Source organism: Burkholderia diffusa, from assembly GCF_001718315.1.
GTDB lineage: Bacteria > Pseudomonadota > Gammaproteobacteria > Burkholderiales > Burkholderiaceae > Burkholderia > Burkholderia diffusa_B.
Genome location: NZ_CP013363.1, coordinates 2,227,429 through 2,251,336 on the forward strand (window position 1 = coordinate 2,227,429; position 23,908 = coordinate 2,251,336).

Genomic DNA, 23,908 nt, shown 5'->3' on the forward strand with positions numbered 1-23,908 from the left:
TTCAGGCAAGATCGACGCGCGCCGTCCGTTTTTCCGTCGTTACGAGTCACCGAGAACGCATGCAGAACTTCTACGAAGCCACCGTTACCCGCCAGCCCTATCCGCAACTGACCGGCACGATCGACACGCAGGTCTGCATCGTGGGCGGCGGCCTCGCCGGCCTGTGCACGGCGCTCGGCCTCGTCGAGCGCGGCGTGCGGGATGTCGTCGTGCTCGACGGCGAGCGGGTCGGCTTCGGCGCATCGGGCCGCAACGGCGGCTTCGTGTTTGGCGGCTACAGCCTCGACAACGCGGACCTGTTGCGCACGCTCGGCCGCGACGAGGGCCGCCGCCTGTACCGGCTCACCGTCGATGCGGTCGACCTGATCCGCGCGCGGATCGCCCGCTACGGAATCGACTGCGACATCGTCGACGAAGGCGTGATGCTCGCGAACTGGTTCGACGATCCGTCGCGGCTCGACGGCGTGCGCACGCTGATGAAGCAGGAATTCAACGTCGACTGGGAACCGGTTGCCACCGACGCGCTGCGTGCGCGGCTGAGGACGCAGCGCTATTACGGCGGCCTGTTCGAACCGAACGCGTTCCACTTCCATCCGCTCAAGTACGTGCTCGGCGTCGCGGCGGCCGCCTCGCGCGGCGGCGCGCGCGTGTATGAACGCTCGGCCGCGCTCGGCATCGCGCGCGAAGGCGCCGGCTACGTCGTGCGCACGGCGCAGGGCGTAGTGCGTGCGAAGGACGTCGTGTTCGCCGGCGGCGGCTATGCGCGCGGCGTGTCGCCGCGCATCGAGCGCGCGGTGCTGCCGATCGCGACCTACGTGATCGCGACCGAACCGCTCGGCGCGCGCCTGCCGGACGCGATCGACGCGCCATATGCGATCTACGACACACGTTTCGCATTCGACTACTACCGTCCGCTGAAGGACACACGGATTCTGTGGGGCGGCCGGATCTCCGTGCTCGACCGCGGCCCCGATGCGATCGCGCGGCTGCTGCGACGCGACCTGCTGCGCGTGTATCCGCAGCTCGACGGCGTGAAGGTCGAATACGCGTGGGGCGGGCTGATGAGCTACGCGCGACACAAGATGCCGCAGATCGGCCGCGACGCGGACGGCGTGTGGCACGCGATCGCATTCGGCGGCCACGGGATGGCGCCGACCACCGTCGCCGGCGAAGCGCTCGCCGCCGCGCTGGCCGGGGAGCGGCCCGTTCCGGAAGGCTTCGCCGCGTTCGGGCTCACGCGCACGTTCGGGCTCGCGGGGCTAGCCGCCGCGCAACTCACGTACACCGCGTACCAGGCCCGCGACGCGCTTGCGTCGTGCCGGCACTGAGCGGCGGCGGCAGCCGAAACCGCACGGCCGATTAGAGCGAAAGGTCGGCCGGGCGGGCATTTCCCGCATGCTAGAATGATTTTTTCATGCCGCCGCGAACCCACAACAAAGTCACATGAAAGCTGGAAGCAAGGCCGCCACGTCCGAAAGCCGAGCGCTTGCGACCGATGCGCGGCGCAAATACGATCCCGAGCAAACCAAGCGCAACATCCTCGACGTCGCCACGCAGGAGTTTTCCGCGATGGGCCTCGCCGGTGCGCGCGTCGACGCGATCGCCGAGCGCACGAACACGACGAAGCGGATGCTCTACTACTACTTCGAAAGCAAGGAAGGGCTGTACGAGGCCGTGCTGGAGAAGGTGTACGGCGACATCCGCGCGCTCGAGCAGGAACTGCACGTCGGCGACATGGAGCCGCGCGAAGGCATGCGCCGGCTGGTCGAATTCACGTTCGACTATCACGACAAGCACCGCGACTTCGTCCGCCTCGTATCGATCGAGAACATCCACGGCGCGAAGTATCTCGAACAGCTGAAGTCGTTCAAGAACCGCAACGTCAGCATCATCAAGACGCTCGAGGAACTGCTCGAGCGCGGCGCGGCGAGCGGCGCCTTCCGCAAGGACATCGACGCGTTCGACCTGCATCTGCTGATCAGTTCGTTCTGCTTCCACCGCGTGTCGAACCGCTATACGTTCGGTGCGGCGTTCGGCCGCGACCCGTCAGCGCCGCGGCTGCGCGCACGGCATCGCGAGACGATCACCGATTCCGTGCTGCGTTACGTCGCCGCGTAGGCTCACCGCACGATTCCGTCCGAAGGCCGGCGGGCGAGCATTCCACTCGCCATCCGGCACATCCCCCGAACTTCGCCGCACCGCCTGCAACCGGCATGAGCCGGACGCACGCGGCGCGCATGGTTCATGCCACCTCGCGCCGCGCGTGCATCGCGGGCGCATCCGTCGGCACGGCCGACGCCAGCGCGATCCGCGCCTTCTCTTCCGGGCTGCCCGGCACGTAATACTTCTTCGCCCAGCTCGAATCCGGTGCGAGCGCGAGCTGCCGCTGCGCACTGGCCCCTTGCCGTTTCGTCTCGATCGACAGCGCCCGCGCGCGGTAGTGCTCGTAGAGCCGCAGGAATTCCGCGAGATAGATCGCCGCGATCCGCGTGTCGCGAATCTCCAGCAGGTTCTCGTCGTTGTACTGCTCGGAATTGCGACTCATGTTCGCCGAGCCTGTATAGACGATCGGGTCCGCGCCTTCCGCATCGATCACGATGAACTTGTGGTGGATCACGACCGGCGGATAGGCCGGCGCCGGCTCGCCCGGGAAGAGGCGCAGCTCCGGCTCGAAACCCTTCGGCACGGTCGCCGGCGAAAAATACGCGGCATCGATCACGTCGCGCCGATCGCGCTGGCGATGGTAAAGCTCGAGGTTCGCAAGCGTCGCCGCATCGAGCGATTGCCCGTCGTGCTGCGCGGCATCGGCCTTCGTCGCGCTGCCGACGTTGATGCGGTTCACCAGGCCGAACATCATCAGGCCGCGGTCGCCGGCTGCAAAGCATGCGTCGCGCAGCGCGGCGTCGGTCGGCATGAACAGGCAGAACGACACCGAATGCTTCGCGGCCGCGATGGCGGCGACGATCGTATCGATCTCGGTGCGCTGCCCCGCCGGCTCCGGCGAAAACGCGACACGCACCTGCGCGCTGCCGATCGTCATCGGCGCCGACCAGCCCGCCGACAACTTCGCCGTCTCCGCAATCGGCGGATTCGCGGCCAGCGCGTGCGCCCGCGCGTTGTACAGCGCCGCGAGCGCCGGCGAATCGAACGCGTGCAGCACGTTCGCCTGCTCCGTCAGCCCTTCGGTCGTGAAGTTGGCGGAACCGGTCAGCACGCGCGCCGGCGCCACCGCGGTCGCCGCATTCGCCGGTGCATCGGTCACGATGAACTTGTCGTGCATGATGTGCGTCCGGTCGCGCGGCGCGAGCGTCGCGAGGCCCTGCAGCGCATCGACGGCCGGCTGGTTCGGCGACGGCAGCGGCGGCTTGCCCTTGCGCGCGGTCGCGTGCGCATCGTAGACGATCGCGAGCGACGCTTCGCCGTGCTGACGCCCGAACGCCTCGAATGCGGGCAGCGCCCACAGCGTGTCCGTCAGGTGATAGACGGCCGACACCGCGCGCGATGCGGGGTCGAGCATCGTCGCGAACACCTGTTCCATGTCGTTCGCGAGCCACGTGCGCAGCTTCAGCGCCTGGTCCGCACTCGGCGCCGCATTCGGTGCGAGACCCAGTGCCGCAACCTGCTTCGCGAATGCCTGCGAGCTGACGACCGCACGGTTGAACCACGTGCCGACACCGTCCACGACGTGCGCGGGCAGCACGACCTCGCACACGCCGGCTTCCGCGTCGAGCACCTGCAGGTTCTCCGGCGTGCCGACGACCGGATAGACGTCATAGCGGAACGACGCATCGCGATCCTGCGGATCGATGCGCGCGTCCCACCACATGAATTTCTGGATCGGCGCCTGATCGGTCGGCGCGTCGCCCTGCGTGTCGGCGGCCGGGCCGTCGAACGTGAGCCGGTTCGGCAGCCAGCTGTTCGGCGCCCGCGTCTTGCCGTCGGCCGACCAGAAACCCGGCGTGCGCCGGATCGCGAAGCCGAGGAAGTCCGTGCGCGACGCCGCATCGGGCCAGTCGAAGGCCAGCAGGACCAGGGTCGGAGAAAGATAGCTGCGTACGCTGACGGTCATTCGTTGCTCCTGCCGGACGAGCCGGTCGAGATGAATGGGTCAGTGTTGACGGCGGTTCTTCCCGCGCGATGACGGTTCGATGAACCTTGTATGTCGGACCCGCGTCAGTCGCACACGAGCAGCTCGATGCCGCGTGCGGTCAGCGCGCGGCGCACGGCCTTGTCCGGCGCGCGCTCGGTCACGAGGTAGCGCGCGGCCGACGTGCCGTTGATCCGCACCGGCGTCACGCGGCCGAACTTCGAATGATCGGCGACGATGATCGCCGTGCCGGCCGCCGCGATCATCCGGCTGCGCACTTCGGCGGCGAGCCGCGAGTAGTCGGTGCAGTCGCCGTCGGCCGTGATGCCGCCCGCGCCGACGAACGCGAAATCGACATGGTATTGCGCGAGCTGCTGGATCGTATCGAGCCCGAACGTCGCATCCTCGTCGTCGGACAGTTCGCCGCCGAGCAACGTCACGCGATTGCCGTTGCGCCGCGCGAGCACGAACGCCGTGCGCCAGTCGTTCGTGTAGATCGACAGCCGGTGGCGATCGGCCAGCGCGAGCGCGACCGCATGCGGCGTGCTGCCCGAATCGATCAGCACCGACGCGTCGTCCGGCACGAATTCGGCCGCGCGCCGCCCGATCGTGCGTTTCGCTTCGGCGTTCGCCGCTTCGCGCTCGGACAGGCTCGGCTCGCGGCGGTCCGCCGCCAGCGCGCCGCCATGCGTCATCACGAGCAGGCCGCGCGCCGCGAGCGCGTTCAGGTCGCGCCGGACCGTCTCGCGCGACACGTCGAGCGAGCGCACGAGTTCGGCAACCGACAGCGCACCCGATCTTCCGAGCTCCGACAGAATGTATTGATGACGTTGTTCCGCCAGCATCGCAATGCGCCCGAGGCGACTGGTAATGGGTAAGCCGACCATTGTATTACGGCCGTTTGACCGCCATTTGACGGCGGCGCGGCGGGCGGCCATCGCGTTTCACGGAAACGAAATTCTGTATTGCCCGATGCGCGCGAATCGGTGCGGCAAGCGGTTGCTACACTCTGCGTTTCGCCGAACGACAGACCATCAGGGGGGCTTGCGCAATGTATCGCAAAGGCAGTGTGCTCGAAATCCAGTTTTCGCCGGGACGACTCAACGACGCAGCGGGCGATCCGTACTGGATCGACCTGACGCTCGATGAGGCGCGCCGGCTGTACGAACAGCTCGCCGCGCGCTTCGCGACCGACGCGCGCGCGAACCAGCCGCTCGACACGTTCTCGCTCGATTGACCCCCTTCCTTTCCGCGCGCCACGGCGCGTTTTCATGCCGCAGCATCTTCACCTGGCCGGCCGGTAGGCGAACGCCGCCGGGCTTGTAGCGCGTCACGGCCACGGCCAACGCGCATCCCGTGGCAACTGTATGCGGCGCGCACGCGCCACGAGCGAGTGCAGAATCCGACAAGACGGCGGCGCCGCTTCGCCCGATACTGGCCAACTTCCCGATTCGTCCGGCCGTATCGCGGTCCGCCACGCATGTTTACCTCGCTCGTCGCCGCGGCTTTCGTCGCGCTGTGGTCCACCGGCTTCATCGTCGCACGGGCAATCAAGCCCTACGCCGATCCGAACCTGTTCCTGCTCGCGCGATTCGCGGGCACGGCGGCGCTGTTCGGCGCGGTGGCGCTCGCCGCGCGCGCGCCATGGCCGGCCCGCCGCGAATGGCCGCGCCACCTGATCGCCGGCGCACTGCTGCAAGGCGTCTATCTCGGCGCAAGCTACTGGGCCGTCGCACAGGGACTGAACGCGGGCGTGATGGCATTGCTCGGCGCGCTTCAGCCGCTCGCCACCGCCGCGCTCGCGGTGCCGCTGTTCAACGAGCGCCTGCCCGCGCGCGGCTGGCTCGGGATGGCGCTCGGGCTCGCCGGCGTCGCACTCGTGCTCGCGCCGAAGGTCGCGGACGGCGTTGCGTCGCCGCCGGGCGCCGCGCCCGCGTGGTTCGTCGTGGCCGTGTCGATCCTGTCGGTCGGCTCGATCACCGCTGGGTCGCTGTATCAGAAGGGCAAGCTCGCGCAGAACGATCTGCGCACGGCCGTCGCCGTGCAGAACCTCGGCGCGGCAATCGTCGCGGCCGTCTTCGTCGCGCTGCTGCACGAAACGCGCTGGATCGGCGCGCCGGCGCTGTGGATATCGCTCGTGTGGGGCGTCGTGTTCCTGTCCGGCGGCGCGGTCACGATGCTGATGTGGATGCTGCGGCGCGGCAACGCCGCGCGCGCGACGTCGTTGCTGTTCCTCGCGCCGCCGCTCGCCGCGCTGCAGGGCTACCTGCTGTTCGGCGAAACGCTCGCGACCGTCCAGCTCGCCGGCTTCGGGCTCGCGCTGGCGGGCGTCGTGCTCGCGCGGCGCTGACGCGGCGAGCGGAAGCAGGGCGCGCCGTCACCGCACTCCCATGCATCGAAACGGAGCATCCGCGTGCACGCCGGAGTCTGCCGCGTCGCGCGCTGCCCATGACGCGGCAGCCCGTCTCGCCGATGCAACGCGCGGTCACCGGATCGCATGCCCGGCGCGGCGCCGGACCGCGATTGCGCTTATGATGGGCGCCTCGCATTTCGTTCCGGAACCACCCTCCATGACATCCGCCGATTACGCCAGCCGCCAACGCGCGATCATTGCCGAACTGAACGTCGCCCCGCAATTCGACGTCGATGCCGAAATCGCCCGCCGCGTCGATTTCCTCGCGCAGTACCTTCGTTCGACCGGCCTGCGGACCTACGTGCTCGGCATCAGCGGCGGCGTCGATTCGTCGACGGCCGGGCGGCTCGCGCAACTGGCGGTCGAACGGCTGCGCGCCGAAGGCTACGACGCCCGCTTCATCGCGATGCGCTTGCCGAACGGCGTGCAGAACGACGAAGCCGATGCACAGCGCGCGCTCGCGTTCGTGCGCGCGGACGAGACCTTCACGGTCGACGTGAAACCGGCCGCCGACGCGATGCTCGCGTCGCTCGTCGCGTCCGGCCACGCATTCGAAAACCCCGCACAGCAGGACTTCGTGCACGGCAACATCAAGGCACGCGAGCGCATGATCGCGCAGTATGCGGTCGCCGGCGCGCGGCGCGGCATCGTGATCGGCACCGACCACGCGGCCGAATCGCTGATGGGCTTCTTCACGAAATTCGGCGACGGCGGCGCGGACGTGCTGCCGCTCGCCGGCCTGAGCAAGCGTCGCGTGCGTGCAATCGCCCGCGCGCTGGGCGGTGACGAACTGATCGTGATGAAGGTGCCGACGGCCGACCTCGAGGAACTGCGTCCGCTGCGCCCCGACGAGCACGCCTATGGCGTCACCTACGACGAAATCGACGATTTCCTCGAAGGCAAGCCCGTCGCCGACAGCGTGTACGAAACGGTGCTGCGTTTCTACGACGGCTCGCGCCACAAGCGCGCGCTGCCGTACACGCCGTTCGACTGGCCGGCCGCCTAAGCCGGCCCCGTCGTCGCAACACCATGCCGTGCCGCGCGAACCCCGGCGGTTACGCGCGGCATGTGCACGACGGGCGCCGCTACGCGTGCCCGCCCGCCTTCTTCGCCTGCAGTGCGCGAATCCGCATCCGCGCGCCCGTATCGCTGACCGTCGCGTCGTACATCGTCGCGAGATCGCGCTTGAGCGCGGTGCGCGAACCGCCGTCGAGATACACCATGTGTCCCGACGGATAGAAGCGCGCGGACAAGTTCTGCCGCACCTTCTGATCCTCGAGCGGCATCTGCTGCAGGTCGATCACGGTCTGGTAGAACGGTGTGACGAAATCGTAGAGGCCGTTCGCCGACAGCACCTTCAGGTCGACGTTCAACGCCATCACCGCGGCGAGATCGCCGGCCGTATAGAGGATCACGTTCCCTTTGGCGTCGATGCCCTGCTGCGCGCCGGTCGGGTCGATATGGCTGAAGTCCCAGTTCTGGAACGCCTGGTCGTTCAGGTCCGTGAACGCGGAATTCGACGTGAACTTCAGCTGCTCGTTCAGGTAGCTGTTCCACATCGCCGTGTAGACGCCCGTCACGGCCGTCATCGTCGGATCGTTGCCGCCCGAGTTCGGGTCGATCTTGCCGGCGATGCCCGATGAAATCCCGGTCACGCGGCCGTCGTACGAACCGAGCGCCAGCCCCTGCGCCCGCAGCAGCGTCGTGAGGAACAACGAATTGCCGCGCGGGTCGTAGCCCGCGATATCGAGGCCCCATGTCTGCAGCGTCGCCGCATCGATACCCGTGTACTCCGACAGCTTCCGCACGGTGGCCGGATCGGCATGCGGGACGTTGCGCAACGCGGTCAGGTAGTCGGTACGCGCGAACTGCGCGACTTCCTCGACGAACGCGCCGAGATCGGTCGGCGCGGGCGTGACGCCGAGCTTCTTGTGATACCACGCGTCGGCCGCGGCGGTCGGCAGCGCGCCGACCGGGTTGCCGGCCTGCCGGTAGTCGAGGATCGACGACTGCAGCGTGACGCCGTTCAGGTCGACGCCGTCCTCGTGCAGCTTGTACGCGAGCACGCAGCTGCGCGCGGTGCCGTACGACTCGCCGAACAGGTATTTCGGCGAATTCCAGCGGTTGTTCTTCGTCAGGTAGCGCTTGATGAACTGCTTCAGCGAATTCGCATCCTGGTCGACGCCCCAGAAATTGCGGTTCCGGTTCGGCGCGACGGCCGCCGAATAGCCGGTGCCGACCGGGTTGATGAACACCAGATCGCTGTGGTCGATCATGCTGTCCGGGTTATCTTCCATCTGGTACGGCGCGGGCGGCGTGAACCCCGGCATCGACGTCTTGATGCGCTTCGGCGCGAACGAGCCGAGCAGCACGAACACCGACGACGATCCGGGCCCGCCGTTGTAGAAGAACGTGACGGGCCGCGTTTCCTCCTTCGCGCCGTCCGCCGTGAACGCGACGTAGAACAGCTTCGCGGCCGGCTGCGAACTGCTCGGATCGACCGTCACGAGATGCCCGGCCGTCGCCGTGTACGCGATGCGCTTGCCGTCGATCAGGATCGTGTGGTGCGTGATCGCGGCCGCCTCGGTCGTGTCGGTCACCGAGTCGTCGGGGCCGTTGCCGTACGCGACCGGATCGAAGAACGGCTGGTCGCGGCCGTGGCTCAGCGCGACCGGATTGATGGTCGGCGGCACGCCATGCGAATTGTGGTCGCCGTGATGCAGCGGATACACGCCGCCGGAGGATGCGGAATCGATGCCCATCGTGCTGCTCCTGGAGGTGAAAAAGGACGCGGGCAGGACACCCGCGTCGCATGGAAAGGCCTGTGCCGGTGCGTCAGCTCGATGGCTTGCGCGCAAGGATCGCCGCGAGTTTCGCGCCGTCCGGGCTGCCGAGGCCCGTGCACGCATCCCAGCCGGACGCGGCTGCATACGTGCCGTTCGAGCCTTTGGTGATGTCGCGCAGCGCGCCCGGATTCTTGTACAGCGCCGGATTGATCCAGCCGGCCGATGCGCCGGCCGATGCGTTGATCCGTGCGATCAGCGCGGCCCACAGCGGCGCGACCGCACTCGTGCCGCCCATCACCGCGGGCGTGCCCGCAACCGACACCTCGTAGCCCGTTTGCGGCGATGCATCGCCTGCGACGTCCGGCACGCCGCGCTTAGCAAGCGGCGTGCTGCTGCCGTCGGCGAGCGCAACCGTCAACCCCTGCTGCCATGCCGGCAGGTCGAACATCGTGCTGACGCCACCGCCGCCCGCGCCGCCGCCGGCCGCCTCGTCGTTCCACGTGACCTCGCTGCGGATGCCCTGCCCGGGCAACGCATCGAGCTGCGTGCCGCCGCAGCCGAGCACGTACGGGCTCGACGCAGGGAAGTCGACGTGATCGGTGCCGTCCTGCAACCCGTCGCCCGAGCCGCTGTCGCCCGACGCCGCGCACACCGTGATGCCTTGCGCGGCGGCCGCCTGCAGCACGCGGTTGAACGCCTGCGCCGACTGCGCCTGCCAGATCGCTTCCGGCCCGCCCCAACTGATCGAGATCACCGACGGCTTGTTGGTCGTGTCGGTGACGGCCGCGTTGACGGCCTGGATGAAGCCCGCGTCGCTGTTCGGCGCGAAGTACACGGCGATCTTCGCGGCCGGCGCGATCGCACCGGCGATCTCGATGTCGAGCGCGACTTCGCCGTCCGGGCCGTTCGCGTCGCCGGTCGGCGCATTGCGGCCGGTGCCGACGTTCACGTCGACGAGCGTCGGCGGCGTGCCGATGCCGAGCCCGCGGAAATACTGCTCGATATCGGCCGCGCGATAGCCGCCGCCGAGTTCGACGATCGCGATGCATTGCCCGGCGCCGTCGCCGGCCGGAAAGCCGTACAGCGACGCGAGCTGGATCGGCGTGAACGTGACGCTCGTGGCGCCGCGCGCCGGCCTGAACGGCGGACGCAACCGGAAGTGCGGCCGTGCCTGCGGACGGCTGTCGAGGCCGAGCACGGCCGTGACGGCGTCGCCGAGATCGTCCGGCAGCGCGATCGGGCCCGAGCGGCCGCGGTATTGACCGATCGAACGATGCTCGAAACGTTCGAGCTTCACGCTGAATGCCGCTTCGAACTGCTGGATCGTGCCCGACAGCACGACGACGCTTTCGACCGGGTCGACGCGATCGACCGTCAACTGATGACGACGCGCGAAGTCCTCGGTCTTGCGGATGTCGTCGGAATGGGCGGAGAAACGCTGCGCGAAGGCTTCGCGCGACAGCGGTTTCGCCTGTGCGTCGCCGGTGGCGAGCTGGTGGACCAACGTATCGAGTTGCCCTTCTTCCTGCCGCCGCAACATGATCGTGACGTGGATGCGTTCTGCCGGATCGCACGGCCCGAGGCACTTGGACTCGGGGACGATTCGGGGTTCACGGTCGGCGTGAAGATGCCTTGCCATGTTCAGACCCTCCTTGGTACCGCGTTGCACGGAACAGCCAGGAAATCGGACATAGCCGGCGGAAGTGGGTTCCGTTCGGTCAGTCGGTTCGCGAATGCGCGAAGTTAAACGGAGTTTAGATCAGTCAGACGATTTGCGCGCACGCCCTTCTGCGGCGAGCATGCACACGAAGGCCGGCATTGCGCCCGGCCTCTATCGATCGTCGCATCGCTGCCGCGCGGCAGCGATGCCGCTCAATCCATCGACAGGCGCAGCGCGAACCCGATCAGCGCGGCGGAAAACGTCCAGCGCTGGACCGTCTGCGCGAGCGGATGCGCGCGCATCCACGCCGCGATGCGCGACGCGCCGAACACGCATGCCAGATCGAAACACACGCCGGCCGCGACCAGCAGCGCGCCGAGCGCGAACATCTGCCACACGACGGGGCCTGCCTCGGGCCGCACGAACTGCGGCAGCAGCACCGAGCAGAACAGCAGCGCCTTCGGATTCAGCAGGTTCGTCAGCAGCCCCTTGAAGAACGACTGCCGCAGTTCACCCGGAGCCGCCTCGTCGCCGTCGCCGAGTGCGAACACCGGCGAGCGAAACACCTGAATCGCGACGTACGCGAGATAAAGCGCGCCGCCGTAACGGATCACTTCGTACAGCCACGGCGCGCTGCGGATCAGCGCCGCGACACCGCACGCGGACAGCGTCACGTGCGCGGTGCGCGACAATGAAAGGCCCGCGGCCGCCGCGATGCCCGGGCGCACGCCGCGGCCGATGCTGGTCTGCAGCACGAGCGCCATGTCGGGCCCGGGCACCGCGTAGATAGCCGCCAGCGCGGCGAGATAAATCAACAGCAAATGCGTGGAAATCATGGTCTGCCCCCGTCCTTCAATGACGATATGTTGCCGCTGAAGGTGGAGGGATTATTGGCCATCTTTGGCTCAGTATTGGCGATCCATAGCGGAATCCGCCACAATCATGGAATCCAAACGAGGATTCCGCCAACATGACCGAACTCGACAAAACCGATCGCGCGATTCTCGCCGCGGTGCAGCGCGACGGCCGCCTGCCGATCGCGCGCCTCGCCGATTCCGTCGGCCTGTCCGAAACGCCGTGCGCGCGGCGCCTGAAACGTCTCGAAAACGACGGCTACATCGAGCGTTACCGCGCGCAGCTGTCGCGTCAGGCGCTCGGCTTCGGCGTCGTCGCGTTCGTGCTCGTGCGGTTCGCGACGCACGACCGCAAGGTCGCCGACCGGTTCGAACGGGAAGTGCTCGGCATCGAGCGAATCCTTGCGTGCCATAACGTCGCGGGCACGGCCGACTACCTGTTGCAGGTGGTCGCACGCGATCTCGACGACTACGGCACGTTCCTGCGCGACTCGCTGCGGATGCTGCCGGGCGTCACATCGATCGAATCGGCGCTGTCGTTGCGGGAGGTGAAACACGATGCGGGGTTACCGGTGCCTTGATGCCCGCAGCGGGCCGCGCGCGCGATACCCGGCCGCAGGGCCCGCGTTGCCTGGCCTCACGCGCGGCGCGCGAGACCTCACACGACGTCGGGCGACTGGTGCGCGCGTTCGAGATCCTCGAGAAACGCTTCGACGAGCGGATCGCCGCGCCCGTCGCGCGCCACGACCATGTGGAACGTGACCTCGTAATGCAACCGATCCGGGTTGAGCGGCGCGAGGAGCCCCTGCGTGACATACGGCGCCGCGAAGTGCTGCGGCAGATAGCCGAGGTGGTGGCCTGACAGGATCAGCAGCGCGACCGCCTCCATGTTGTCGGCGGTCGCGGTCACGCGATCGGGCGTCGTGGACATCTGCGCCTCCGGCAGCGGATACGAGCGCCAGGCCCATTCGAATCCCGCGACGTCGGCCGGCGTCAGCCCGCCGGCGCGTTCGAACAGCGGATGGCCGCGACCGCAGTACGCGACCTGCCGCTCGATGAACAGCGGCGTGTAGTGCAGCGTCGGCACGCGATGCCAGAAGTAGCCGACCGCGATCTGGATCTCGCCGCTGAGCAGTTTCTCCTCGAGATCGCCCGGCGCGCGCACCGAGATCGAGAAGCGCACGGCCTCGTCACGCGTGCGGAACGCGGCGATCGCCTCGGCGATCCGCGCGTTCTGGCTGACCGGCGTATGGCCAATCAGGCCGATATTCAGCGTACCGACCAGTTGGCGGTCCATGTGCCGCGCGGCTATCCCGAATTCGTCGAGCGCGGCGAGCAGCTTGCGGCTCATCGCGTGGAACCGCTCGCCCTTCGGCGTGAGCCGGAAGCCGCTGCGGCCGCGCTCGCAGAGCCGGTAGCCGAGCCGCGTCTCGAGCGACGACAGTTGCGCGCTGATCGTCGACTGGCCGACGTTCAGCATCGCCTGCGCGGCCGACACGCCGCCCGCGTCCGTGACCGCGAGAAACACGCGGATCAACCGCAGATCGAGGGTCGACAGATTCCCCAGCACGCTATTCCCCTTCCATACATCGATGAAAATCGATGTTTACGTCGATATCTTCGCATTCTTCTTTCCGGCCGGACGCGTAAAACTATGCGCCAAGCCGCGTCGAATGATACGGCACCCCACATCGGAAGAGACAAGCCCATGAACGACCACACCCATTTCCAGCCGCTTGGCGGCAATGAAATGCCGCGCAGCGGCGGCATCGCGACGATGATGCGCCTGCCGCACGTGACGAGCGCCGCCGGCCTCGACGCGTGTTTCGTCGGCGTGCCGTTCGACCTCGGCACCTCCAACCGCACCGGCGCACGCTTCGGCCCGCGCCAGATCCGCACGGAATCCGTGCTGCTGCGCCCGTACAACATGGCCACGCGCGCCGCGCCGTTCGATTCGCTGCAGATCGCCGACATCGGCGACGTCGCGATCAACCCGTACAACCTGCACGACTCCATCGCGCGCATCGAGACCGCATACGACGCGATTCTCGCGCACGACTGCAAGCCGATCACGCTCGGCGGCGACCACACGATCGCGCTGCCGATCCTGCGCGCGATCCACCGCAAGCACGGCAAGGTTGCATTGATCCACGTCGATGCACATGCCGACGTGAACGATACGATGATGGGCGAAAAGATCGCGCACGGCACGCCGTTCCGTCGCGCGGTGGAGGAAGGCCTGCTGCACGGCGACAAGGTCACGCAGATCGGCCTGCGCGGCACCGGCTACGCCGCCGAGGATTTCGACTGGTGCCGCGAGCAAGGCTTCCGCGTGGTCCAGGCCGAGGAATGCTGGAACAAGTCGCTCGCGCCGCTGATGGAAGAAGTGCGTGCGCGCATCGGCGACACGCCCGTCTACATCAGCTTCGACATCGACGGCATTGACCCGGCCTACGCACCGGGCACCGGCACACCGGAAATCGCGGGTCTCACGGTGCCGCAGGCGCTCGAGATCATCCGCGGCGCGAAGGGGCTGAACATCGTCGGTTGCGATCTCGTCGAAGTCGCACCGCCGTACGATCCGTTCGGCACCACGGCCCTGCTCGGCGCGAACCTCGCCTACGAGCTGCTGTGCGTGCTGCCCGGCGTCGCGTACCGCGACTGATCCCGGCACCCGACCTATTCCAAATCAGAGGATTCCAGAGGAGCACATAACAGATGGGGACTGCCATCAAGCAACCGAAGCGGGCGGCGCTCGCTTCGTTCGTCGGCACCACGATCGAGTGGTACGACTTCTATAGCTACGCGACCGCCGCCGCCATCGTGTTCGGGCCGCTGTTCTTTCCCGGCGAAAGCCGTTTCGTCAGCCTGCTGGCGTCGTTCGGCTCGTTCGCGGTCGGTTTCTTCGCGCGGCCGCTCGGCGGCGTGATGTTCGGCTATCTCGGCGACCGCTTCGGCCGTAAACGCTCGCTGCTCGCGACGCTGATGCTGATGGCCGTGTCGACCGTCGCGATCGGCCTGCTGCCGACCCATGCGCAAGCCGGCGTGATCGCACCGATCCTGCTGGTCCTGATGCGTGTGCTGCAAGGCATCGCGGTCGGCGGCGAATGGGGCGGCGCGGTGCTGCTCGCCGGCGAGCATGCGCCCGAAGGCAAGCGCACGTTCTTCGCGTCGTTCGCGCAGCTCGGCAGCGCGAGCGGCCTGATCCTGTCGATGCTCGCGTTCGGCGCGATCAGCACGCTGTCGAAGGACGACATGATGAGCTGGGGCTGGCGCGTGCCGTTCCTCGCGAGCGCCGTGCTGCTGGCGGTCGGCTTCGTGATCCGCGCGAGCGTGTCCGAGTCGCCCGAGTTCGAGGAGGTCAGGAAAAGCGGCAACACCGCGCAGAACCCGGTGCGCGAGGCGCTCAAGTACTGGCCGCTGCTGCTGCTCGCGATCGGCGCGAACGTGTACGGTATCGCCGGCGTGTATTTCAGCAACATCTTCATGATCAGCTACGCGACGCAGTTCCTGTCGCTCGACCGGTCGATGGTGCTGCATTGCATGACGATCGTCGCCGTGCTGCAGTTCGTCGTGCAGCTCGCCGCCGCGTTCATCGCGCAGCGCTTCGGCACGACGCGCGTGCTGCTGATCACCGGCGCCTGGGCCGCGGTCGTACCGTTTGTGATGCTGCCGCTCGTACATATGGGCACGCCGTTGTCGATCACGGTCGGCGTCGGCCTCGCGACGCTCGCGGAATCGGGCTACTACTCGGTGGTCGCGGGCTTCGTCAGCGGCATCTTCATCGCGCGCATCCGCTACACGGCAATCTCGATCGCGTACCAGGTGTGCGGTGCGATTGCCGGCGGCCTCACGCCGCTCGTCGCAACGCTGATCGCACAGAACACCGCGCCGCAATGGTGGCCGCTCGCGATCCAGTACACGAGCGCCGCCGTGCTGTCGTCGGTATGCGTGTGGCTGATCTCGCGCCGCGTCAGCATCGACGATGCCGGCGCGCCCGGCAAGGCGGACGAACCGCTGCCGCGCGGCGCACGCACCGCGTAACCTCGCGCAACGGGCAGGCGACATCGCCTGCCCGTTTGCATTGCGCGTACCGCGGTACGCCGCAACGTTCCCACCTCCCCGAACAAGCGTGCCGCACATGCGAGCCGCTTGTTCTGCCGCCCGAACGTCGATCGCGACGGCAGGCGCGCGGCGTTCGTGCGTTATCGCGCCTGGCTGCGCAGCGTCTTCGCGGCGGCGACCATGTTCGCCAGCGCCGGAATCACTTCCACCCACTGGCGGGTCTTCAGCCCGCAGTCCGGGTTGACCCACAGGCGCTCCGCCGGAATCCGCTCGGCCGCCTTCTTCATCAGGCCGACGATGTGATCCTGCGTCGGGATGTTCGGCGAGTGGATGTCGTACACGCCCGGCCCGATCTCGTTCGGATACCTGAAGCTGTCGAACGCGTCGAGCAGCTCCATGTCCGAGCGCGACGTCTCGATCGTGATCACGTCCGCGTCCATGTCGGCGATCGACGCGATGATGTCGTTGAACTCCGAATAGCACATGTGCGTATGGATCTGCGTATCGTCCTGCACGCCGTTCGCGGTGATGCGGAACGATTCGACCGCCCACTTCAGGTACTCGCCCCATTGCGAGCGGCGCAGCGGCAGCCCTTCGCGCAGCGCGGCCTCGTCGATCTGGATCACGCGCACGCCGGCCTTCTCGAGCTCGAGCACTTCGTCACGGATCGCGAGCGCGAGCTGGTAGCACGACACCGAACGCGGCTGGTCGTCGCGCACGAACGACCAGTTCAGGATCGTCACCGGCCCGGTCAGCATGCCCTTCATCGGCTTGTTCGTCAGCGACTGCGCGTACGCGATCCATTCGACCGTCATCGCCTTCGGGCGGCTGATGTCGCCGAACAGGATCGGCGGCTTCACGCAGCGCGAACCGTACGACTGCACCCAGCCGAACTGGCTGAATGCGTAGCCGTCGAGCTGCTCGCCGAAGTATTCGACCATGTCGTTGCGTTCGGCTTCGCCGTGCACGAGTACATCGAGTTCGAGCAATTCCTGCTCGCGCACGCTGCGCTCGATTTCTGCCTGCATCGCCTTGCGGTAGCCGGCTTCATCCAGCGCGCCAGCCTTGAATTGGCTGCGCGCGACGCGAATCTCGGCGGTCTGCGGAAACGAGCCGATCGTCGTCGGGAACGCCGGCAGGTTCAGGCGCGCCGACTGTTTCGGCGCGCGCTGCGTGTACGGGCTCGCGCGGTTGCCGAGTCGCGCGTCGATGCGTGCGATCGCTGCCTTTACCGCCGGGTTGTGCACGCGCGGCGAGCGACGGCGCGCTTCGATCGCGGAAGCGTTCGCGGCGAGCGCGTCGGCCACCTTGTCGCGGCCTTCGTTCAGCGCCGTCGCGAGCACTTTCAGTTCGTCGAGTTTCTGCAGCGCGAATGCGAGCCACGCACGGATCTCCGCGTCGAGCTTCTCCTCGCTCGCGAGATCGACCGGCACGTGCAGCAACGAGCACGACGGTGCGAGCCAAAGGCGGTCGCCCAGTTGCATCGCGAGCGGTTCGAGCCAGTCGAGCGTCGCGTTCAGGTCCGTCTTCCAGATGTTGCGGCCGTTGATCGCGCCCACCGACAGCACACGGTCGGACGACAGTTCGCGCACGAGTGTGTCGATTTCGTCGCGGGCATGGATCGCATCGACATGCAGGCCGTCGACCGGCAGCGAGGCCGCGAGTGTGAGGTTTTCCTTGAGGTCACCGAAGTACGTCGCGAGCAGCAGCTTGATGCGGCGCGTCTCGAGCGCGTCGTACGCGGTGCGCAGCGCCACGCGCCATTCGGCGTCGAGCTCGGTGACGAGGATCGGCTCGTCGATCTGCACCCATTCGACACCCTGCGCGGTCAGCGTGTCGAGCAGCGCGCCATATACCGGCAGCAGCTTCGGCAGCAGCGCGAGGCGATCGGAATCGTCCTTCGCCTTGCCGAGCCACAGATACGTGACGGGGCCCAGAATCACCGGCTTCGCGGCGACGCCCTGCGCCTGCGCTTCCGCCAGTTGCTGGAGCAGGCGCGACGGATCGAGCGAGAAGTTCGTGTCCGCGTGGAACTCCGGTACGATGTAGTGATAGTTCGTGTCGAACCACTTCGTCATTTCACCGGCCGCGACACCGCCGCAGCATGCCGCGTGTTCTTCCGCCGACTGCGCCGAACGGCCGCGCGCGACGCGAAAATAGTTGTCGAGCGCATCGCCGTGGAAGTCCTGCACGCGCTTCGGCAGGTTGCCGAGCGTGAAGCTCATGTCGAGGACTTGATCGTAGAACGCGAAATCGCCGATCGGCGCGAGATCGAGATCGCGTTGATCATTCCAGTGCCGCCGACGGAGTTCGGCGCCGAGCGCCTTCAGTTCGTCGCGCGACGATTCACCCTTCCAGTAGCGCTCGAGACCGAACTTGAGTTCGCGCTTCGCGCCGATGCGCGGAAAACCGAGGTTGTGTGTCGTTACCATGAAGCTGCCATCCAGAAGAAATTGAAGATTCCGGCAGTCATCATAGGGATTTCATCCCATGAAATAAAATGGCATTATTTCATTCATCCATTAAACCTGTTCATGTATCTGTTGGATGAACGATCTCCATGCTGGAACGATTCCATCTCGTCGTGATCCGCGAAGTCGAGCGCCAGGGTTCGCTGACCGGTGCCGCCAATGCGCTGCATCTCACGCAATCGGCGCTCAGCCATACTGTCCGAAAAATCGAGCAGCAGCTCGGCACGCCGATCTGGGACCGGGAAGGACGCGGCCTGCGGCTCACGCAGGGCGGGCAGTATCTGCTGAAACTGGCGAACCGGCTGCTGCCGCAGTTCGAACTCGCCGAGGAGCGGATGAAGCAGTACGCGAAGGGCGAGCGCGGCACGCTGCGCATCGGGATGGAGTGCCATCCGTGCTACCAGTGGCTGCTGAAGGTCGTGTCGCCGTATCTGGCACGTTGGCCGGACGTCGACGTGGACGTGAAGCAGCGCTTCCAGTTCGGCGGCATCGGCGCGCTGTTCGGCCATGACATCGACGTGCTCGTGACGCCCGACCCGCTGAACAAGCCGGGGCTGCGCTTCGATCCCGTGTTCGATTACGAGCAGGTACTGGTGGTCGCGGATGCGCATCGGTTCGCGAACGCCGACTACGTGACACCCGAGCAACTGACCGACGAGGTGCTGATCACCTACCCGGTCGAGACCGACCGGCTCGACATCTACAACCAGTTCCTGACGCCGGCCGGCATCGTGCCGCGGCGCCACAAGTCGATCGAGACGACCGACATCATGCTGCAGATGGTGGCGAGCGGGCGCGGCGTGGCCGCGTTGCCGAGGTGGCTTGCCGATGAATACGCGGACCGGATACCGGTTGTGCCGGTCAAGCTCGGCAAGAAGGGCATCGCGAAACAGATCTTCCTCGGCATCCGCGACGCGGATGCATCGATCGACTATCTGGCCGCATTCGTCGCGCTCGCGCACGAATCGACGTGGAGCGCGCCGCGCATGCTGCGCTAGTCGCGCTCGCACGCCACGCACTTCTGGCGGTCCGCATGTCGGTGCGCAGGCTGGTTGTTCACTATTTGGACGACAACACGAGCCTTGCACGACATATTGCGTCACGGCGTTGCGGCACTTCCTCTTACACATCCGTAAGACCATGATTCGCCATCCGTACTGTCATCAAACTGACTGCTAGCGAAAGCTAGGATCGGAAACGGTTCCCTTACGAGATGCCGTCATGAATCAACCTGCTTCGTCCGCACCGAACAATTCGGGTTCCGTCGAACGCACCAGGCAGGTCGGCTATGCCGTGTTCCTGCTGGTGCTCGCGTTCGGCGCCGGCTATATCGCCACGCACCTGATTGCCGATCTGTCGCCGGTCCGCGAAGGGTCGCTGTTCCCGTACCTGATGCTCGGCGCCGCGCTGCTGATCGCGCTCGGCTTCGAATTCGTCAACGGCTTCCACGACACCGCGAACGCGGTGGCCACCGTGATCTATACCCACTCGCTGACGCCCAACGTCGCGGTGATCTGGTCCGGCATGTGGAACTTCCTCGGCGTGATGGTCTCGAGCGGCGCCGTCGCATTCGGCATCCTGCAGTTGCTGCCGGTCGAGCTGATCCTGCAGGTCGGTAGCGGCGCGGGTTTCGCGATGGTGTTCGCGCTGCTGATCGCCGCGATCATGTGGAACCTCGCGACCTGGTATTTCGGGTTGCCGTCGTCGAGCTCGCATACGCTGATCGGATCGATCATCGGCGTCGGCCTGATGAATCAGTTGATGCACGGGCCCACCGGCACGAGCGGCGTCGACTGGGGCCAGGCGCTCGGCGTCGGCAAGTCGCTGCTGTTCTCGCCGATCGTCGGCTTCCTGTGCGCCGCACTGCTGCTGCTCGTGCTGAAAGCACTCGTGCGGATTCCTGATCTGTACCAGGAGCCGCCGAAGGATCAGCCGCCGCCGTTCTGGATTCGCTGCCTGTTGATCGTGACCTGCACGGGTGTGTCGTTCGCACACGGATCGAATGACGGGCAAAAAGGGATGGGCCTCATCATGCTGATCCTGATCGGCACGGTGCCGACCGCGTATGCGCTGAACAAGGCCGTCACGCCGGCCGAAACGCAGACCTTCGTCGCCGTCGCGAACCAGGCTGCCGCGACATTCGGGAAGTACACGAACGGCGTCGCGCCGTCCGCGAACCCGCGCGCCGACGTCGAACACTACGTGCAGCATCGTGAACTGACGCCCGCCGTGCTGCCTGCCGTGCAACAGCTGTCCACGTCGCTCGCGACCGCGGTCGGCGCGTCGGGGTCGATGGCGGCGGTGCCGCAACGCGACGTCGACAACGTGCGCAACACGATGTATCTGGTGTCCGAGGCGATTCGCCTGATCGAGAAATCGGGCAAGCCCGCGTTCGCCGCCGACGACAAGCTCGCGATCGACAACTATCGCAAGCAACTCGACCACGCGACGAAGTTCATTCCGACGTGGGTGAAGGTCGCCGTCGCGATCGCACTGGGCCTCGGCACGATGGTCGGCTGGAAGCGAATTGTCGTAACCGTTGGCGAGAAGATCGGGAAGCAGCATTTGACGTATGGGCAGGGTGCGTCCGCCGAACTCGTCGCGATGCTGACGATCGGTGCAGCCGACGCATACGGGCTGCCCGTGTCGACGACGCACGTGCTGTCGTCGGGCGTCGCGGGCACGATGGCCGCGAATGGATCGGGGTTGCAGTGGAGCACGGTGCGCAGCCTCGTGCTCGCGTGGGTGCTGACGCTGCCCGCGTCGATCGTGCTGGCAGGCGGGCTCTACTGGTTGTTCCGGTCGGTGGCTTGATCGGGTAGACGGCAGGCGGCCAGTGAGGGCCGCCTGCCGTGGAAGGTTTCGCCGCCGTTTGTCCGTTCCCCATTCCTCCGCCTCTCCGCTTCCCCGCTTCCCCGCTCCGACATGTCTCGGCATCGGATGTGGCCGTGCCACGCCCTTCCCTTTTCCGCCTTTGCGGATTGGAGCGCAAGATATGGAGCGCGCCGGCACATGGACGCCGCTAGACTGGGTTCATCAACTTTCATCGTGGCTTCAACCGTGCGCGCGACGCTTGCAAGTGTTTCGCTCGACCGTACGGTGCCACACCGCTGACGAACCGAGGTACGCCCGTGAATATCGCCAATCTGCAACCTGTCGTCGAATCGACGGACATCGTGCAACGCGTCGACGCAATCGACTGGCCGACCGTCGATGTCGACCTCGATCGCTACGGATGTGCGCGAGTACCGGGCCTGCTTTCCACAAGCGAGTGCGATGCGCTCGCCTCGCTCTATCCACGGGATGCGCTCTATCGTTCACGCGTCGTGATGGGACGGCACGGATTCGGGCGCGGCGAATACAAGTACTTCGCGTACCCGCTGCCTGCGATCATCGCCAAGCTGCGCGCGACGCTCTACCCGCATCTCGCCCCGATCGCGAATCGCTGGAACCAGGCACTCGGGATCGACATCCGCTATCCGAAAGAACACCGTACATTCCTCGATCGCTGCCACGCGGCGGGACAGACACGACCCACGCCGCTGATCCTGCAATACGGTCCCGACGACTACAACTGTCTGCATCAGGACCTGTACGGCGAGCATATCTTTCCGATTCAGATCGCGATCCTGCTGTCCGCACCCGGGCGGGATTTCACGGGCGGCGAGTTCGTGCTGACGGAACAGCGGCCACGCATGCAGTCACGCGCGGAAGTGGTGCCGCTGACGCAAGGCGACGCGGTAATGTTCGCCGTTCACGGCAGGCCCGTACAGGGAACGCGCGGCGTCTACCGCGTCAACTTGCGCCATGGCGTGAGTAGAATCCGAAGCGGTCACCGCCACACGATCGGCATCATCTTCCATGACGCGCAGTGACGGGCTGCGGCGTGCAACGCGATGTTGCCGCACGATTCGCCATGCGGATAAGTTCGTGCAACAAACACTGCGCATCGTTGCGCGAGGATCGTTGTGTGGAGCCGCCGCCGCACGGTTTGCATGTCACAGGAGGTAACGGACGACGGGCGCACTGCCCTTCAGACGATCGTCGCCATGACGGATCGACGTTTCGGGTGAGCGAGAAAAACTGAAGCCTTCACCCGTCGCGACGCCGATGCAATGAGAAATCCGGCTTACCCGCGGGCTGCATTTGCCCGCAGGCGATCGCCAGCATTGGAAGCCAGCCGCGCATAGCCGGGCAACGTCAGCAGCGCGAGCACGCCCGCAGCGACGAACGCCCAGCGGAAATCGTCGAGCACGTAATGCATGCCGGCGGCATCACCTCGCACCAACGCCGCGAGCCGCAGCGACAACGCACCGAATGCGATCCCCATCCCGATCGTCATCTGCTGCGCGGCGCTCCACAGCGTGCTGGCCGCGCTTGTCTGCCGAGCCGGAATATCCGCATACGCCAGCGTCGCGAGCGTCGTGAACTGCATCGACCGCGTGAGTCCGTAGACGAATACGACGAACAGCGTGACTACCAGCGGCGTCGACGCTGTCAACCAGCCACACGCGATCGTGAAGAGACCGACGATCGTCACGTCGACGAGCGCAACGCGCCGGAAACCAAATCGGTCGAGGATCCACGACGTTCCTGCCTTCATTCCTAGATTGCCGAGCGCGCTCGCGAGCAGCAGCAGGCCGGACTGGAACGGCGACAGGCCGAAGCCGATCTGGAACAGCAGCGGCAGCAGATAGGGCACGGCGTTGATCGCCATTCGCGTGACGGAGCCGGTGATCACAGTCACCGAGAATGTCGGCACCTTCAGCGTCGAGAAATCGAGCAGCGGATGCGCACATCGTTGCGCGTGCATCCATGCGGCGATGCCGAACAGCACGCTCGCGCCCAGCAGAATACCCGCGCGCGTGAAGTCGACGTCCTGCTGACCAGCCGCTTCGGTACCGATCAGCAGACAGGTCAGCGCAGCGCCTGCCAGCAGGAAGCCGACCCAGTCGAGCGGTCGTTGCTCGTCGGCGCGCGTGTTCCGGACGACCAGCCAGGTACAGACGATCGCAGCGATGCCGAACGGGACATTCAGCAGAAAGATCCATCGCCATGACGCGTAGGTCGTGATGAAGCCGCCGATGGGCGGCCCGACGACTGGCGCGACGATGCCCGGCCACGTGATCGTCGCGATTGCACGCATCAGCCTGGCCTTCTCGGTGCTGCGCACGACGATCATTCGTCCGACCGGCACCATCATCGCCCCGCCGACACCCTGCAGCAGGCGCGCGGCCGTGAACGTCATCACGCCCTCGGACAGCCCGCAGAGCACCGATGCGCCGGTAAATACGAAGATGGCTGTGGCAAACACCGTGCGCGAGCCGTAACGATCGGCGATCCAGCCGCTGATCGGGATAAATACTGCCAGCGCCAGCATATAGGCCGTCATCCCGAGGCTCAGCGCGTTCGGCCCGACGCCGAACGATCGCGCCATCTGCGGCAGCGCGGTCGCGATCACGGTCGTGTCGAGATACTCCATGAAGAACGTTGCGGCAACCAGATACGGCAAGAAGTCGGTCGTCCGACCACTTTGGGCAGGGCTGTCAGTCATGAACGATGGGGAAACGGA

Annotated in this window: 19 protein-coding genes; 11 read left to right on the forward strand and 8 right to left on the reverse strand. The window is 66.5% G+C overall.

The genetic code is table 11. The features are described 5' to 3' along the window. Positions 1-59 precede the first annotated feature (59 nt). Both WI26_RS25170 and WI26_RS25175 read left to right on the forward strand, forming a co-directional pair. Positions 60-1,328 (forward strand): NAD(P)/FAD-dependent oxidoreductase, encoded by a 1,269-nt coding sequence (locus WI26_RS25170; RefSeq protein ID WP_069227552.1) that lies wholly within the window; start codon positions 60-62, stop codon positions 1,326-1,328. A gap of 115 nt (positions 1,329-1,443) precedes the next feature. Next, positions 1,444-2,118, forward strand: a complete 675-nt coding sequence (locus WI26_RS25175; RefSeq protein ID WP_059464545.1) for a TetR family transcriptional regulator — start codon at positions 1,444-1,446, stop codon at positions 2,116-2,118. Between the two features lie 124 nt (positions 2,119-2,242). Here the strand turns inward: WI26_RS25175 and WI26_RS25180 are convergent, their stop codons facing one another. Both WI26_RS25180 and WI26_RS25185 read right to left on the reverse strand, forming a co-directional pair. Continuing rightward, positions 2,243-4,069, reverse strand: a complete 1,827-nt coding sequence (locus WI26_RS25180) for a phospholipase D-like domain-containing protein (RefSeq protein ID WP_069227553.1) — start codon at positions 4,067-4,069, stop codon at positions 2,243-2,245. 104 nt (positions 4,070-4,173) lie between these two features. Further along, on the reverse strand, positions 4,174-4,932 hold the full coding sequence (locus WI26_RS25185; protein ID WP_059464547.1) for a DeoR/GlpR family DNA-binding transcription regulator: 759 nt from the start codon (positions 4,930-4,932) through the stop codon (positions 4,174-4,176). Positions 4,933-5,138: 206 nt separating this feature from the next. Here WI26_RS25185 and WI26_RS25190 point away from each other — a divergent pair, with 206 nt between their 5' ends. The 3 genes from WI26_RS25190 (at position 5,139) to nadE (ending at position 7,506) form a co-directional block, all read left to right on the forward strand. Continuing rightward, entirely contained in the window at positions 5,139-5,324 is a 186-nt protein-coding gene (locus WI26_RS25190; protein WP_069227554.1) for a hypothetical protein, read from the forward strand. A 243-nt stretch (positions 5,325-5,567) separates the two neighbouring features. Continuing rightward, a complete protein-coding gene (locus WI26_RS25195) occupies positions 5,568-6,437 on the forward strand; it encodes a DMT family transporter (protein WP_069227555.1) in 870 nt (289 codons plus the stop codon). A gap of 220 nt (positions 6,438-6,657) precedes the next feature. Continuing rightward, positions 6,658-7,506, forward strand: a complete 849-nt coding sequence (gene nadE, locus WI26_RS25200) for an ammonia-dependent NAD(+) synthetase (protein ID WP_059464550.1) — start codon at positions 6,658-6,660, stop codon at positions 7,504-7,506. Between the two features lie 79 nt (positions 7,507-7,585). Here nadE and WI26_RS25205 read toward each other — a convergent pair whose 3' ends face one another. The 3 genes from WI26_RS25205 to WI26_RS25215 all read right to left on the reverse strand — a co-directional run bounded on the left by WI26_RS25205 (position 7,586) and on the right by WI26_RS25215 (position 11,782). Beyond that, positions 7,586-9,262, reverse strand: coding sequence for a S10 family peptidase (locus WI26_RS25205; RefSeq protein ID WP_060323008.1), 1,677 nt, complete (start codon positions 9,260-9,262; stop codon positions 7,586-7,588). A gap of 73 nt (positions 9,263-9,335) precedes the next feature. Further along, the gene (locus WI26_RS25210; RefSeq protein WP_069227556.1) at positions 9,336-10,925 is read right to left on the reverse strand and encodes a S53 family peptidase; all 1,590 of its coding nucleotides are present in this window, start codon (positions 10,923-10,925) and stop codon (positions 9,336-9,338) included. Positions 10,926-11,158: 233 nt separating this feature from the next. Then, the gene (locus WI26_RS25215) at positions 11,159-11,782 is read right to left on the reverse strand and encodes a LysE family translocator (protein ID WP_059914793.1); all 624 of its coding nucleotides are present in this window, start codon (positions 11,780-11,782) and stop codon (positions 11,159-11,161) included. A gap of 134 nt (positions 11,783-11,916) precedes the next feature. Here WI26_RS25215 and WI26_RS25220 point away from each other — a divergent pair, with 134 nt between their 5' ends. After that, positions 11,917-12,381, forward strand: coding sequence for an Lrp/AsnC family transcriptional regulator (locus WI26_RS25220; RefSeq protein WP_044848788.1), 465 nt, complete (start codon positions 11,917-11,919; stop codon positions 12,379-12,381). 77 nt (positions 12,382-12,458) lie between these two features. On the opposite strand, the gene WI26_RS25225 is transcribed toward WI26_RS25220, so the two are convergent. Next, positions 12,459-13,370, reverse strand: a complete 912-nt coding sequence (locus WI26_RS25225) for a LysR family transcriptional regulator (RefSeq protein ID WP_059508255.1) — start codon at positions 13,368-13,370, stop codon at positions 12,459-12,461. 138 nt (positions 13,371-13,508) lie between these two features. On the opposite strand from WI26_RS25225, the gene speB reads away from it, so the two are divergent. After that, positions 13,509-14,465, forward strand: coding sequence for an agmatinase (gene speB, locus WI26_RS25230; protein WP_069227557.1), 957 nt, complete (start codon positions 13,509-13,511; stop codon positions 14,463-14,465). Positions 14,466-14,518: 53 nt separating this feature from the next. Beyond that, complete coding sequence (locus WI26_RS25235) at positions 14,519-15,844, forward strand: MFS transporter (RefSeq protein ID WP_069227558.1); 1,326 nt, start codon at positions 14,519-14,521, stop codon at positions 15,842-15,844. A gap of 161 nt (positions 15,845-16,005) precedes the next feature. Here the strand turns inward: WI26_RS25235 and metE are convergent, their stop codons facing one another. Beyond that, positions 16,006-18,297: a 5-methyltetrahydropteroyltriglutamate--homocysteine S-methyltransferase gene (metE, locus tag WI26_RS25240; protein WP_069227559.1), complete on the reverse strand. Its 2,292-nt coding sequence runs from the start codon at positions 18,295-18,297 to the stop codon at positions 16,006-16,008. Between the two features lie 128 nt (positions 18,298-18,425). Here metE and WI26_RS25245 point away from each other — a divergent pair, with 128 nt between their 5' ends. The 3 genes from WI26_RS25245 (at position 18,426) to WI26_RS25255 (ending at position 22,211) form a co-directional block, all read left to right on the forward strand. Then, the gene (locus tag WI26_RS25245) at positions 18,426-19,334 is read left to right on the forward strand and encodes a LysR family transcriptional regulator (RefSeq protein WP_069227560.1); all 909 of its coding nucleotides are present in this window, start codon (positions 18,426-18,428) and stop codon (positions 19,332-19,334) included. 223 nt (positions 19,335-19,557) lie between these two features. Further along, on the forward strand, positions 19,558-21,150 hold the full coding sequence (locus tag WI26_RS25250) for an inorganic phosphate transporter (RefSeq protein WP_069227561.1): 1,593 nt from the start codon (positions 19,558-19,560) through the stop codon (positions 21,148-21,150). Positions 21,151-21,467: 317 nt separating this feature from the next. Next, positions 21,468-22,211: a 2OG-Fe(II) oxygenase gene (locus WI26_RS25255; protein WP_069227562.1), complete on the forward strand. Its 744-nt coding sequence runs from the start codon at positions 21,468-21,470 to the stop codon at positions 22,209-22,211. A 254-nt stretch (positions 22,212-22,465) separates the two neighbouring features. On the opposite strand, the gene WI26_RS25260 is transcribed toward WI26_RS25255, so the two are convergent. Then, complete coding sequence (locus tag WI26_RS25260) at positions 22,466-23,890, reverse strand: DHA2 family efflux MFS transporter permease subunit (protein ID WP_069227563.1); 1,425 nt, start codon at positions 23,888-23,890, stop codon at positions 22,466-22,468. Between the last annotated feature and the right edge of the window lie 18 nt (positions 23,891-23,908).

Bases quoted from the DNA above. Each gene is read 5' to 3' on its own strand.
- WI26_RS25250 (WP_069227561.1), top strand. From the start codon at position 19,558: ATGAATCAACCTGCTTCGTCCGCACCGAACAATTCGGGTTCCGTCGAA.
- WI26_RS25180 (WP_069227553.1), bottom strand. From the start codon at position 4,069: ATGACCGTCAGCGTACGCAGCTATCTTTCTCCGACCCTGGTCCTGCTG.
- nadE (WP_059464550.1), top strand. From the start codon at position 6,658: ATGACATCCGCCGATTACGCCAGCCGCCAACGCGCGATCATTGCCGAA.
- WI26_RS25185 (WP_059464547.1), bottom strand. From the start codon at position 4,932: ATGCTGGCGGAACAACGTCATCAATACATTCTGTCGGAGCTCGGAAGA.
- WI26_RS25220 (WP_044848788.1), top strand. From the start codon at position 11,917: ATGACCGAACTCGACAAAACCGATCGCGCGATTCTCGCCGCGGTGCAG.
- WI26_RS25215 (WP_059914793.1), bottom strand. From the start codon at position 11,782: ATGATTTCCACGCATTTGCTGTTGATTTATCTCGCCGCGCTGGCGGCT.
- metE (WP_069227559.1), bottom strand. From the start codon at position 18,297: ATGGTAACGACACACAACCTCGGTTTTCCGCGCATCGGCGCGAAGCGC.
- WI26_RS25175 (WP_059464545.1), top strand. From the start codon at position 1,444: ATGAAAGCTGGAAGCAAGGCCGCCACGTCCGAAAGCCGAGCGCTTGCG.
- WI26_RS25205 (WP_060323008.1), bottom strand. From the start codon at position 9,262: ATGGGCATCGATTCCGCATCCTCCGGCGGCGTGTATCCGCTGCATCAC.
- speB (WP_069227557.1), top strand. From the start codon at position 13,509: ATGAACGACCACACCCATTTCCAGCCGCTTGGCGGCAATGAAATGCCG.
- WI26_RS25235 (WP_069227558.1), top strand. From the start codon at position 14,519: ATGGGGACTGCCATCAAGCAACCGAAGCGGGCGGCGCTCGCTTCGTTC.
- WI26_RS25245 (WP_069227560.1), top strand. From the start codon at position 18,426: ATGCTGGAACGATTCCATCTCGTCGTGATCCGCGAAGTCGAGCGCCAG.
- WI26_RS25195 (WP_069227555.1), top strand. From the start codon at position 5,568: ATGTTTACCTCGCTCGTCGCCGCGGCTTTCGTCGCGCTGTGGTCCACC.
- WI26_RS25210 (WP_069227556.1), bottom strand. From the start codon at position 10,925: ATGGCAAGGCATCTTCACGCCGACCGTGAACCCCGAATCGTCCCCGAG.
- WI26_RS25170 (WP_069227552.1), top strand. From the start codon at position 60: ATGCAGAACTTCTACGAAGCCACCGTTACCCGCCAGCCCTATCCGCAA.
- WI26_RS25190 (WP_069227554.1), top strand. From the start codon at position 5,139: ATGTATCGCAAAGGCAGTGTGCTCGAAATCCAGTTTTCGCCGGGACGA.
- WI26_RS25260 (WP_069227563.1), bottom strand. From the start codon at position 23,890: ATGACTGACAGCCCTGCCCAAAGTGGTCGGACGACCGACTTCTTGCCG.